This window comes from Streptomyces sp. NPDC002232 (genome assembly GCF_042890295.1).
Taxonomy (GTDB): domain Bacteria; phylum Actinomycetota; class Actinomycetes; order Streptomycetales; family Streptomycetaceae; genus Streptomyces.
The window spans coordinates 531,729-543,922 of sequence record NZ_JBIARV010000002.1 but is presented as its reverse complement, the minus strand read 5'-3'; the positions used below and the strand labels follow the sequence as shown (position 1 = coordinate 543,922).

At 73.9% G+C, this 12,194-nt stretch carries 11 protein-coding genes; 5 read left to right on the top strand and 6 right to left on the bottom strand.

The features are described 5' to 3' along the window. Positions 1–94: 94 nt before the first annotated feature. Positions 95–952: a type I methionyl aminopeptidase gene (gene map / locus ACFYXU_RS09165; RefSeq protein WP_376517272.1), complete on the bottom strand. Its 858-nt coding sequence runs from the start codon at positions 950–952 to the stop codon at positions 95–97. Positions 953–1,014: 62 nt separating this feature from the next. On the opposite strand from map, the gene ACFYXU_RS09160 reads away from it, so the two are divergent. Continuing rightward, positions 1,015–1,248, top strand: coding sequence for a hypothetical protein (locus ACFYXU_RS09160; RefSeq protein ID WP_376517271.1), 234 nt, complete (start codon positions 1,015–1,017; stop codon positions 1,246–1,248). A gap of 98 nt (positions 1,249–1,346) precedes the next feature. Here ACFYXU_RS09160 and ACFYXU_RS09155 read toward each other — a convergent pair whose 3' ends face one another. Beyond that, positions 1,347–2,681: an MFS transporter gene (locus ACFYXU_RS09155; protein WP_389457061.1), complete on the bottom strand. Its 1,335-nt coding sequence runs from the start codon at positions 2,679–2,681 to the stop codon at positions 1,347–1,349. Positions 2,682–2,827: 146 nt separating this feature from the next. On the opposite strand from ACFYXU_RS09155, the gene ACFYXU_RS09150 reads away from it, so the two are divergent. From ACFYXU_RS09150 to ACFYXU_RS09140, 3 genes are read left to right on the top strand one after another with little or no spacing between them, the layout of a single operon-like run. Beyond that, entirely contained in the window at positions 2,828–3,427 is a 600-nt protein-coding gene (locus ACFYXU_RS09150; RefSeq protein WP_361393889.1) for a hypothetical protein, read from the top strand. Positions 3,428–3,477: 50 nt separating this feature from the next. Then, positions 3,478–4,176, top strand: coding sequence for an NADPH-dependent F420 reductase (gene npdG, locus ACFYXU_RS09145; protein WP_376517266.1), 699 nt, complete (start codon positions 3,478–3,480; stop codon positions 4,174–4,176). A 24-nt stretch (positions 4,177–4,200) separates the two neighbouring features. Then, on the top strand, positions 4,201–4,461 hold the full coding sequence (locus ACFYXU_RS09140) for a hypothetical protein (protein ID WP_376517264.1): 261 nt from the start codon (positions 4,201–4,203) through the stop codon (positions 4,459–4,461). Here the strand turns inward: ACFYXU_RS09140 and ACFYXU_RS09135 are convergent. After that, positions 4,458–5,252: a site-2 protease family protein gene (locus ACFYXU_RS09135; RefSeq protein WP_376517263.1), complete on the bottom strand. Its 795-nt coding sequence runs from the start codon at positions 5,250–5,252 to the stop codon at positions 4,458–4,460. The genes ACFYXU_RS09140 and ACFYXU_RS09135 overlap by 4 nt on opposite strands. 682 nt (positions 5,253–5,934) lie before the next feature. Between ACFYXU_RS09135 and ACFYXU_RS09130 the strand changes: the two genes are divergently transcribed. Continuing rightward, on the top strand, positions 5,935–9,207 hold the full coding sequence (locus tag ACFYXU_RS09130) for a BTAD domain-containing putative transcriptional regulator (RefSeq protein WP_389457058.1): 3,273 nt from the start codon (positions 5,935–5,937) through the stop codon (positions 9,205–9,207). A 15-nt stretch (positions 9,208–9,222) separates the two neighbouring features. On the opposite strand, the gene ACFYXU_RS09125 is transcribed toward ACFYXU_RS09130, so the two are convergent. The 3 genes from ACFYXU_RS09125 to panB form a co-directional block, all read right to left on the bottom strand. After that, entirely contained in the window at positions 9,223–10,083 is an 861-nt protein-coding gene (locus ACFYXU_RS09125) for an ABC transporter permease (RefSeq protein WP_376514903.1), read from the bottom strand. Next, entirely contained in the window at positions 10,080–11,090 is a 1,011-nt protein-coding gene (locus ACFYXU_RS09120) for an ATP-binding cassette domain-containing protein (protein WP_361393899.1), read from the bottom strand. Before ACFYXU_RS09120 ends, ACFYXU_RS09125 begins: the two co-directional genes overlap by 4 nt. 90 nt (positions 11,091–11,180) lie before the next feature. Continuing rightward, positions 11,181–12,044, bottom strand: coding sequence for a 3-methyl-2-oxobutanoate hydroxymethyltransferase (gene panB / locus ACFYXU_RS09115; protein WP_361393901.1), 864 nt, complete (start codon positions 12,042–12,044; stop codon positions 11,181–11,183). Positions 12,045–12,194: the final 150 nt, after the last annotated feature.

The following is a 12,194-nucleotide window of genomic DNA, read 5'->3' as shown; positions in this document are numbered from 1 at the left end:
TGGGACGGGAACCAGTGACGATCCTGCCAAGTTAGGCTTGCCTAAGTCAACTGGTTCCCGACGTCCTGTCGGTAAAAGCTACCCACTCCGGGGGTCAGGGCAACGTAAGAATGTCCGCCCCGGTCTCGGTCACCACGAGGGTGTGCTCGAACTGCGCGGTCCGCTTGCGGTCCTTGGTCACCACGGTCCAGCCGTCGTCCCACATGTCGTAGTCGTGGGTGCCGAGCGTCAGCATCGGCTCGATCGTGAAGGTCATGCCGACCTTGATCTCGGTGGTGTGGTGGGGCGAGTCGTAGTGCGGGACGATCAGGCCGGAGTGGAACGACGAGTTGATGCCGTGCCCGGTGAAGTCGCGCACGACGCCGTAGCCGAAGCGCTTGGCGTACGACTCGATGACCCGGCCGATGATGTTGATCTGCCGGCCCGGCCGCACCGCCTTGATCGCCCGGTTCAGGGACTCCCGGGTGCGCTCCACCAGCAGCCGCGACTCCTCGTCGACGTCGCCGCACAGGTAGGTGGCGTTGTTGTCGCCGTGGACGCCGTTGATGAAGGCGGTGACGTCCAGGTTCACGATGTCGCCGTCCCGCAGGACGGTGGAGTCGGGGATGCCGTGGCAGATGACCTCGTTGACCGAGGCGCACAGCGACTTCGGGAAGCCGCGGTAGCCCAGCGTGGACGGGTAGGCGCCGTGGTCGCACATGTACGTGTGCGCGACCCGGTCGAGCTCGTCGGTGGTGACGCCCGGAGCGATGTGCTTGGCGGCCTCCTCCATCGCCCGGGCGGCGATGCGGCCGGCGATCCGCATCCGTTCGATGGTGTCGGAATCCTGCACCTCGGGCCCGGTGTACGGGGCCGGTGCGGGCTTTCCGACGTACTCGGGGCGGCGGATGGAGCCCGGGACGGGGCGATGGGGGGAGAGCTCCCCCGGCACGAGAAGCGACTGGCCAGACATGCCAGCGAGTCTAACGACCGGGTCTTGGGGCAGCATGGTCACGAAGGAAGGAGCCGAAGACGATGGCCCTGTTCAAGAAGCGCACCGCCGGCAAGCCGGGTGAGTGGTACTACTGCCTGGAGCACAAGAAGGTCGAGGAAGGCCCCGACTGCCCGGCGAAGAACCGATTCGGCCCGTACGCCAGCCGTGAGGAGGCCTCGCACGCCATGGAGACCGCCCGCGAGCGGAACCTGGAGTGGGAGAACGACCCGCGCTGGCACGAGTCCTCCGGCAAGGACAAGACGCCGGAGGACTAGGGCGTGTCGTCACACTCCCGTCTGCCCCGAGGGCGACGACGGGAGTCCGACGACACGCCCCAGTGCGCGGGGTGCCCCCGTGGATCCGCCGGAGCCGCTCAGGCGGCCCCGGCGGACTCCCGCCTGGCGTCGGCGTCCCGCCGGGCCGCCTCCTGCTGGGCCTTGCGCCGCAGCGAGTCCTCGTCCGTGGCCGAGTCGTACGTCAGGAGCTTCGGCAGCGCGAGGCAGAGCAGGCCCACCGAGGCGACGCACGCCACACCGCCCGTCCAGACGGCCGCCCGCGTCCCGGTCCAGCTGGCCATCGCGCCCGCCCGGACCTGGCCCAGCTGCGGGCCCACGCTGTAGGACAGCACCTCGATGCCGGCGAGCCGGCCGCGCAGCTCCTCCGGGATGGTCTGGTTCCAGATCGTGGCCCGGCCCAGCCCGCTCAGCATGTCGCCCGCGCCCGCGAACGCGAGGCACACCAGCACCACCCAGACGTTCCCGAACCAGCCGGCCGCCGCGATCGCCAGGCCCCAGCCCGCCGCCCCGCCGGCCACGAGCAGCCCGTGCCGCCGCACCTTCGAGGTCCAGCCGCTCGTCAGACCCAGGACCAGCGAGCCGACCGAACCGGCCGCGTACATCAGACCGAGCGACCAGTCCGCGTCCAGCTCGTCCGCGAGGAACGGGAAGATCGTGTTCGGGAAGGCGAAGAACATCGCCGCCAGGTCGATCACGTACGTGCCGAGCAGCACCGGCCGCGACCAGGCGTACCGCGCCCCCTCCGCGATGCCCCGCAGCGAGGGCTTCTCCGCGTCGTGCGCGGGCGGCGCGGGGGAGAGACGGCGGCACATCAGGACCGAGACCGCGAAGCAGGCGATCGTCACCCCGTACGCGGGCGCGTGACCCGCGTACGCCACGACCAGACCCGCGACGGCCGGGCCCGCGATCGACCCGATCTGCCAGCGCAGCGAGTTCAGCGCGGCCGCCGCCGTCTGCTGGTCGTGCGGCACGATCCGGGCGAGCAGCGAGTCGAGCGCCGGGCGCTGGAGCCCCGCGAGCGCCGACACCCCGGCCGCGACCACGTACAGCGGCCAGAGCATCGGCTGCGGCAGCAGCGCGTTGAGCAGCAGCAGGACCGCGAGGAGCCCGAGCCCCGCCTCCGTCCCCAGGATCACCTTCCGCCGGTCCACCGCGTCCGCGAGCGCGCCGCCGTACAGGCCGAACACCACGAGCGGGACCAGCTCCACCGCGCCCATCGCGCCCACCGCGAGCGGCGAACCCGTCAGCTCCTTGATCTGGAGCGGCAGCGCGATCATCGCCATCGCGCTGCCGAAGTAGGTGACGAGTCCCTGGACCCACAGGAGCCGGAAGTCGGCCGAGGCGCGCCACGGCGAGAGATCGGGAAGCAGCGCCGAGAGCCTGGTCAGGAGCGAGGTGCGAGGGGAGGACACGAGAGGCCATGCTCCGGCCGCGGGAGCCCGCGGGCAACCGAATTAGCCCACCGGTCCTCCTACGGTTCGCGCCCGGCGGCTCCCGTACGGGTGGATCCTTCCCGATCGCCCCCGCGCGGGCCCCGCCTCGGGCAGGATGCGGCCCCATGGATGCCGTGAGGGTCGCCCTGCTGCGGGACGTGCTCGCCGGGACGGAGTGGCCCGGAGCGGCCCGCCGGTTCGCCGGTGCGCTCCGCTCCTCCGTCGCGCCGCACCGGGGCGGACTGCTCCTGGTGGGCACCGAGGAGTACGAGCCCTGGCACCTGGCCGCGCACCTCGTCGACGAGTCCGCCTGGTCGGGGCTCCCGGAGCTGGCCCCGACCCTCGTGCGGCACCGGGTGCGCCCGGGCGCACCGGCCCACCTGGCGGTCGGCCTCGGCCGCCTGGAGGCCGCCGGGCGCGGGGCGACGCTGCTCATGGTCGCGCCGGAGCGCCCGGACGCGGGGCTGCTCCAGCGGGTCCACGACGCCCGGCGCGCCGGGGCCACGGTGCTCTCGCTCGACGCGGGCGACGAGGAGCTGCGGGCCCTCGCCCACGAGACGCTCACCGTGGCCGGGGACGCCGGGGTCGACTTCGACACGGTGCAGCACCTGGTGAGCGCGGCGGCCGGGGAGAACAGCCTGCCGCCGGCCCGCGGGCGCCGCTACAGGGACCGCCTGTCCCGCCTGGCGGACCGGCTGACGGCCCCGCCCCCGGCACGCTGGTAGCGCCCGGAGGTTCCGCCCCGGCCACGCCGACCGGTCGGTAATGTCGGGCCATGACTACGACTGAGAGCAAGCCCGCGCCCAAGGACCCCTGGGACCTCCCCGACGTCTCCGGCCTCGTCGTCGGCGTCCTCGGCGGCACCGGCGACCAGGGCCGCGGCCTCGCCTACCGGCTCGCCAAGGCGGGCCAGAAGGTGATCATCGGATCCCGCGCCGCCGACCGCGCGCGGGACGTCGCCGCCGAGATCGGCCACGGCGTCGAGGGCGCCGACAACGCCGAGACCGCCCGCCGCAGCGACGTCGTCATCGTCGCCGTCCCCTGGGACGGCCACGCCAAGACCCTGGAGTCCCTGCGCGAGGAGCTCCGCGGCAAGCTCGTCGTCGACTGCGTCAACCCGCTCGGCTTCGACAAGCAGGGCGCCTACGCCCTCAAGCCGGAGGAGGGCTCCGCCGCCGAGCAGGCCGCCGCGCTCCTCCCGGACTCCCGGGTCGCCGCCGCCTTCCACCACCTCTCCGCGGTCCTCCTCAAGGACACCTCCCTCGAGGAGATCGACACGGACGTCATGGTCCTCGGCGAGGAGCGCGCCGACGTCGAGATCGTCCAGGCCCTCGCCGGCCGCATCGCCGGCATGCGCGGCGTCTTCGCCGGACGCCTGCGCAACGCCCACCAGGTCGAGTCGCTCGTCGCCAACCTGATCTCCGTCAACCGCCGCTACAAGGCGCACGCGGGACTCCGGGTCACGGACGTCTGAGCCGGTCCCGGCACGGACCGGGGCATGGGGGACACTGGACGGGCACGACATTTCGCCGTACCCCGACAGGAGCCGACCCCCATGCCCCGCCTCGCCCTCTACGCCCTCGTGGTCTGCGCCCTGGCCGTCGCCGCGGCCGTCGTCTCCTTCGTCGAGGGCAGCTTCCTCGGCGTCGTCTGGGTGCTCCTCGCGGGCCTCTCCTCGAACATGGCCTGGTACTACATCCGCCGCGCGAAGGTGGAGGCCCGCACCGAGGCCGCCGGGGGCGCCGAGGTCCAGGGCTAGACCCGGCAGAACTCCGGCGTCTCCTCCCAGAAGCGGAACAGCTGCGAGCCGCAGTACCGGCTCACCTCGGGCACCCCGAGGGAGCGCAGCAGGGCGTCGATCGCGTCGAAGAACGCCTCGTTGACCGCCGGCACGAACAGCAGGGCGATCACGATGAAGAAGCCGTACGGCGCGTACGGCTCGATCTGCCGCTTCACCTGGTACGACAGCCAGGGCTCCACCACCCCGTAGCCGTCGAGCCCCGGCACCGGCAGGAAGTTCAGGAGCGCGGCCGTCACCTGGAGGAACGCCAGGAACGCCAGCGCGAACTGGAACGTGTACGGCACGCCGTCGAGCGCGCCCAGCCAGAACGGCGCCGTGCAGACGATCGCGAACAGCACGTTCGTCAGGGGGCCCGCCGCCGAGATCAGGCTGTGCTTCCAGCGGCCCTTGATCCGGCCCTGCTCGATGAAGACCGCGCCGCCCGGCAGACCGATCCCGCCCAGGATCACGAACAGCACGGGCAGGACGACGCTCAGCACGGCGTGCGTGTACGCGAGCGGGTTCAGCGTCAGATAGCCCTTCGCCCCGACGGTGATGTCGCCGCCGTGCAGGGCGGTCCGGGCGTGCGCGTACTCGTGCAGGCAGAGCGACACGACCCAGGCCGAGGTCACGAAGAGGAAGACCGCGAGCCCCGGCGAGGCGGCGAAGTCGGTCCACACCGCCCAGCCGGTCACGGCCATGACGGCGAGGATCGCCAGGAAGACGGGGCTGATCCGCCGTTCGTGGCGCCGGGTGGTGGCCGTGGTCATCTCGGGGGCTCCCAGGGGACGGAGAACGGAACGTGCCCGCAAAACGTACCGATCCCCACCCGAAGTTCCACCCGGAGGCCCCGCCCATTGTGGGCGGAGCCCCCGCCGGCCCCGTTGGGGGCCTGCGCTCCGCCCGTTGCGGGCCGGCGCCCGCCCGTTGTGGGCAGGCGTTCCGCAAGGGGCGGAACGGGTGGGCACAACGGACCAGCGCCCTACCGGCGCCAGAGGCTCCTGTTCCTGACCCGCACCACCCGCGTGCCATCACAGGTGGTGCGGGCCAGGGCACAGGACGCGGAGGCGCCGCTAAGGGGCGCCGTCCCGTGTGCCCACCCGTCCCGCCCCAGCGGGACGATTGCCCACACGGGCGTGGGCGACGGCCCCACACGGGCGTGGGCGACAGGCCCACACGGGCGCGGGGTGGAGGCCCGCTCAGGCGGCGGGCGCACGCACGCGCACGCGGGGCGGACGCCCACGCGGGCGCGGGGCACGCGGGGCGGCGGGGTCGCCGCGGGCCGAAGGCCCACGAAGGCGGCGGGCCCGCCCACACGGGCCGCGGGGCGAGGGCCCGCTGGCGCGCCGGGCGCGCGCGGGGCGGACGCCCGCGCCGGCGCCGCGCGCGTGACCGGAGCCGCCGCGTGGGGTGGTGGGCGTCGCGCGCCCGGGCTCGCGGAGAATGGGGCGCGTGCGTTACTTCGTCCTGGGGCCGACCCTCGCCCGCACCCCCGACGGCGCCGACCGACCCGTCGGCGGCCCCCGGGTCCGTGCTCTGCTCACCGTCCTCGCCCTGCGGGCCGGCCGGACCGTCCCCGTGGCCGATCTCGTGGACGAGGTGTGGCACGGCGACGAGCCGCCCGCGGACGCGCCCGCCGCGCTCCAGGCGCTCGTCGGGCGGCTCCGCAGGGCCCTCGGCCGGGACCTGGTGGTGTCCTCCGACGGCGGCTACCGGCTCGACGCCCGCCCCGAGGACCTGGACGCCCGCCGCTTCGAGCGCCTCGCCGCCGAGGGCGTGGCCGCGCTCGGCGCCGGTGACCCCGCCCGCGCCGCCGCGCTCCTCGACGAGGCCCTCGGGCTGTGGCGCGGCCCGGCCCTCGCCGACCTGCCGGACCGGGACGCGGAGGCCGCCCGCTGGGAGGCCCGCCGCCTCGACGCCCGCCGCGCCCGGCTCGACGCGGCCCTCGCCCTCGGCGAGGCGGCGTCCGCCCTCCCCGAGCTCACCGCCCTGTGCGCCGCCCACCCGCTGGACGAACCGCTCCAGCTGCTCCGGATCCGGGCCCTGCGCGACACCGGCCGCGCGGCAGAGGCGCTCGACGCGTACGAGTCGGTCCGCCGCGCCCTCGCGAACCGCCTCGGCACGGACCCGTCCCCGGCCCTGCGCGCCCTCCACGCCGAGCTCCTGGCCCCGAAGCCGGCCCGGACGCCCCCGCGGGGCAATCTGCGCGCGCGGCTCACCAGCTTCGTCGGGCGCGACGACGAGATCGCCCTCGTCCGGGACGACCTGCGCGGCGCGCGGCTCGTGACGCTGCTCGGGCCGGGCGGCGCCGGGAAGACCCGGCTGTCGCAGGAGGCGGCCGAGCGGGGCACCGAGGACTGGCCGGACGGCGTGTGGGTGGCCGAGCTGGCGCCCGTACGGGATCCGGCGGCGGTCCCCGAGGCGGTCCTCGCGGCCGTCGGCGCCCGCGAGACCGTCCTGCGCGGCGCCGGAGCCGAGGAGCTGCGCGGCGGCGGCGACCCGCTCGGCCGGCTCGTCGAGCACTGCGCCGGGCGGCGCATGCTGCTCCTCCTCGACAACTGCGAGCACCTCGTCGCCGCCGCGGCCGAACTCGCCGAGACCCTCCTCGCGCGCTGCCCCGGGGTCCGGGTGCTCGCCACGAGCCGGGAGCCGCTCGGCGTCCCCGGCGAGGCGGTCCGGCCGCTCGGGCCGCTGCCCGAAGCGATGGCGCTGCGGCTGCTGGGGGAGCGGGGCGCGGCCGTCCGGCCGGGCTTCCGCGTCGCGGACGACCCGGTCGCCGCGGGGGAGATCGTGCGGCGCCTCGACGGCCTGCCGCTGGCCGTCGAACTGGCCGCGGCCCGGCTGCGGATGCTGACCCCGCGCCAGATCGCGGACCGGCTGGACGACCGCTTCCGGCTGCTGACCTCGGGCGCCCGGACCGTGCTGCCCCGGCAGCAGACCCTGCGGGCGGTCGTCGACTGGTCGTGGGACCTGCTGGACGCGACCGAGCGGGCGGCGCTGAGCGGTCTGTCGGTGTTCACCGGCGGCTGCGACCTGGACGCGGCGGAGGCGGTGTGCGCGGGACCGGCGGGCGCCGGCGTCCTGGACGTGCTCGGGGCGCTGGTGGACAAGTCCCTGGTCGTCGCCGTGCCGGGGGAGACCGGCATGCGCTACCGGCTCCTGGAGACCGTCGCGGAGTACGCCGGGGAGCGGCTCGACGAGGCCGGGGCGCGGGCCGCCGCCGAGCGCCGCCACCTCACGTACTACCGCGAGCTGGCCCGCCGCACCGATCCCGAGCTGCGCGGCCCCGGGCAGGGGGAGGCCGTCGCCCGGTTCGGCGCCGAGTACGGGAACATCCGCTCCGCGCTGGGCCGGGCGGTCGCCGCCCGCGACGAGGACGAGGCGCTGGTCCTCGTCCACTCGCTGCTCTGGTACTGGCAGATGCGGGACCTGCGCGGGGACGCCCTGCACTGGGCCGAGTCCGTGGTGGCGCTCGGGCCCGACCCGTTCGGGACGCCCGCCGCCCCCGTCGTACCGCTGCACGAGCCGTGCACCGCCGGGCCCCCGCCGCTCTCCGAGGACCAGCGCTGGGAGGCCCGGCGCGGGGTGCGGCTGATCGAGCTGCTCAACATGGACCACGAGACGGGCCGCTGGACGACGCCCGAGGGGGTCGCGCGGCTGCGGCGGATCAACGCGGTGTACGCGCCGGGGCTCCCGCAGACCTGCCGGCTGCCCGGCTCCTTCGCGGTCTTCGCCGTCCTCCTCATCGGCGAACCGGGCCGCATGGGCGAGGCCCTGGAGGCGCACGTCGCCGCCTGCCGGCGCTTCGGCTACGACTGGGAGCTCGCCAACGCCCTCCAGCTGCGCGCCAACCTCCTCGCCAACCGGTCCGACCTGGCCGCGCGGGCGGGTGCCGACGCCGAGGAGAGCCTGGAGATCTTCGAGCGCCTCGGTGACGCCTGGGGCGCGGCCGAGGCGCTGGCCTCGCGGGCCGAGGCCAGGGAGCGGCGGCTGGAGTTCGCGGGCGCGGCCCAGGACTACGCCGACGCCATCGCCTACGCGGAGCGGATCGGCGCCCAGTCCCAGATGGCGCTGCTGCGGGCGCGGTACGCCGACATGCTGATCGAGACGGGCCGCCGCGAGGAGGCGGAGCGGATCCTGCGCGAGGTGGTGGAGGGCGCGCACGGCCGGGGGCACGAGCCGATGCTCGCGGCCCGGATCTTCCTGGCGCTGCTGCTCGGCCGGACCGGGCGGACGGCCGAGGCCCGCGTCCATCTGGAGCTGCTGCTCGACGAGTTCAGCGCGGAGACCTTCTCCATCTTCGAGGGCTTCACACTCGGCAGCCTGGCCTGGGTGTCCAACCTGGAGGGGGAGTACGGCACGGCGTTCGAGCTGTCCCGGCAGGCGTACGAGCGTGCCCTCGGGGCCCTGTCGATGATGGTCGCCCCGCAGATGCCGGCGGTCCATCTGATCACCGCCGCGTGGGCGCTCGCCGGGCTCGGCGGCCCTTCGGCCCGTACCGCCGCCGTCCTGCTCGGCGCGTACGGCGGGCTGCTTCCGGCCGGTCATCTGTCGCCGCCCATGGAGCGGGAGAACCTGGCGCGGGCGACGGAGCTGGCCCGGGAGACGCTCGGCGCGGGAGAGTTCGGGACGGCGCACGCGGAGGGCGGCGGCCTCTCCCGTGAGGAGGCCGCCGCCCTGCTCGGTCGCGCCGCCGACGCGATCAGTGAGCGCGCCGAGTCATGATCCCCCGGTCGGGACTCAGGTCTTCTTGCGGAACTTGGCGACCGCGAGCGGCGCCGTGATCACCGTGATGGCCACCGACCAGCCGAGGGTCATCCACACCGAGTGGGCGACCGCGCCGCCGTTGATCAGGTTGCGGGCGGCGTCGGCGAGGTTGGACAGCGGGTTGTAGTCGGTGAAGGCCTCCAGCCAGCCGGGCATCGAGGTCGGCGGGGCGAAGATCGACGAGCCGAACTGGAGCGGCATCAGGACCAGCATGGCCATGCCCTGCACGGCCTGGGCCGTCTTCAGGGTCAGCCCGAGCAGGATGAAGATCCACATGAGGGACGCTCCGAAGACCACCGAGAGGCCGATGGCGGCGAAGAGGTGCAGGACCGAGGTGTGGATCTCCAGGCCGAGCAGGAAGGCCATGCCGAGCAGGATCGCGGTGGCGATCATCATGCGGCCGACCTCGACGACGATCTTCGCGATGAGGACGGAGGACCGGGCGATCGGCATCGTCCGGAACCGGTCCATGACCCCCTTCTTGAAGTCGTCGTTGACCCCGGTGCCGACCGCCATGGCGATGTTCATGCCCATCATCGCCATCAGGCCGGGGGCCACGTAGTTCACGTACTGGGCCTGGTTGCCCTTGCCGGCGATGGCGCCGCCGAAGACGTACACGAAGAGCAGGATGAAGATGATCGGCATCAGGACGGCGTCGAACATCGACTCCGGGTCCTGCTTGATCTGGAGCGCGTTGCGCCGGGCCAGGGCGCCGATGTGGCGCAGATTGGCCCGCAGGCCGATCCGGCCCTCCGCGACGGGCGCGGTGCGCGGGACGGCGGGGCCGGGACCCCGGGTGCCGGCGGGGGACTTGGTGACCGTGGTCGTGCTCACGCGGCGACCTCCTCGGTGATCGCGTCGGACAGTTCGGCATCGGCGGTCTTCTGGCCGGTGATCGCGAGGAACACCTCGTCCAGGCTGGGCAGGTGGGTGCCGATGTGCGCGATGCCGAAGCCGCGCGCGCCCAGCAGGGCCACGACGGCCGTCAGCTGCTCGTCGGCGAGGATCGGCACGTACAGCACGCCCTCGTCGGGGACGACGGTCGAGCCGGCGACCCCGTCGAGGCCGGTCTCGCGGAGCGCGGCTGCCATCACGGGCAGCTGGTCCGGGTCCACGGGGCGGACCTTCAGGGTCCGGCCGCCGACCTTGGCCTTGAGCTCGTCGACCCCGCCCCTGGCGATGACCCTGCCCCGGTCGATGACGGTCAGCTCGTTCGCCAGCTGCTCCGCCTCCTCCATGTACTGGGTGGTGAGGAGGACGGTCGCGCCCTCCGAGACCATCCGCTGCACCTCGTCCCACACCTCGTTGCGGGTGCGGGGGTCGAGGCCGGTGGTCGGCTCGTCCAGGTAGAGGACGGCGGGCTGTCCGATCATCGAGGCGGCGAGGTCGAGGCGGCGCCGCATGCCGCCGGAGTAGGTCATCGCCGGGCGCTTGGCGGCCTCGGTGAGGGAGAAGCGCTCCAGCATCTCGTCGGCGCGGCGGCGGGCGTCGGCGCGGGAGAGGTCGAGCAGCCGCCCGATCATGTAGAGGTTCTCCCAGCCGGACAGCTTCTCGTCGACCGAGGCGTACTGGCCGGTGAGACCTATGGTGCGGCGCAGCTGGCGGGGGTGCTTCACCACGTCGTACCCGGCGACGACGGCGGTCCCGGCGTCCGGGACGAGGAGGGTGGACAGGCAGCGGACGAGGGTGGTCTTCCCGGCGCCGTTGGGCCCGAGGACCCCGAGGACCGTGCCCTCCGGGACGTCCAGGTCGACCCCGTCGAGGGCCTTCGTCGCGCCGAAGTGCTTCACGAGGCCCCGGACCTCGACGGCGTTGGTGTGTGATCGCGTCATGTCCACCATGGAACACGGCGCCACCGACAATCCCCCGACAGACGACCGACAGCCCGCCGATGGGGGATGTCGGCGGGCTGTCGGGTGGTGCCGCTGTGGCTAGTGGAAGCTGTGCTCCTCGGCGGGGAACGCCCCGCCGCTGACGTCCTCGGCGAAGGCGCGGGCGGCGTCGCCGAGCGTCTCGCGGAGGTTGGCGTACTGCTTGGTGAAGCGCGGCACCTTGCCGCCGGTCAGACCGGCCATGTCGGTCCAGACGAGGACCTGCGCGTCGGTGCCGGCCCCGGCGCCGATGCCGATGGTCGGGATGTGCAGCGAGCGGGTGACCTCGGCGGCCAGCTCGGCCGGTACGAGCTCCAGGACGACGGCGAAGGCGCCCGCGTCCTGCGCCGCCTTGGCGTCGCTGAGCAGCCGGTGGGCGGCCTCGTCGGAGCGGCCCTGCACCCGGTAGCCCATGGTGTTGACGGACTGCGGGGTGAGGCCCAGGTGGGACATCACGGGGATGCCGGCCTGGACGAGCAGCTCGGTCTGGGCCAGCGAGCGCTCGCCGCCCTCCAGCTTGACCGCGTGGACGCCGGCGTCCTTGACGAGCCGGGTGGCGCTGCGCAGGGCCTGGACGGGCCCTTCCTGGTACGAGCCGAAGGGGAGGTCGCCGACGACGAGGGCACGCTTCGTGCCCCGGACGACGGCGGCGGAGAGCAGGGTCATCTCGTCCATCGTGACGGGCACGGTGGTGTCGTAGCCGAGGTGACAGTTGCCCATCGAGTCGCCGACGAGGATCACAGGGATGCCGGCCTCGTCGAAGACGGACGCGGTCATGGCGTCGTAGGCGGTGAGCATGGGCCACTTCTCGCCGCGCTCCTTGGCGGCGGCGATGTCGTGGACGGTGATGCGGCGCGTGCCCTTCCCGCCGTACAGCGCCTTGCTGCTGTCGGTGGGCTGTTTCGGGGCAGCCTGAAGCGTCATGGTGAACGGCTCCTCTTGTCATCTCGAGGCGCCCTGTGGCGTCCCCGGACCACGTCCATGGTGGCACTTCGCCGGGCGGGCGGGGAAGTGGGCCGGAGTGGTGCTCTTCACACCGCCGCAACGTAAAGCCTTCCTCAGTTTTTTCGATAC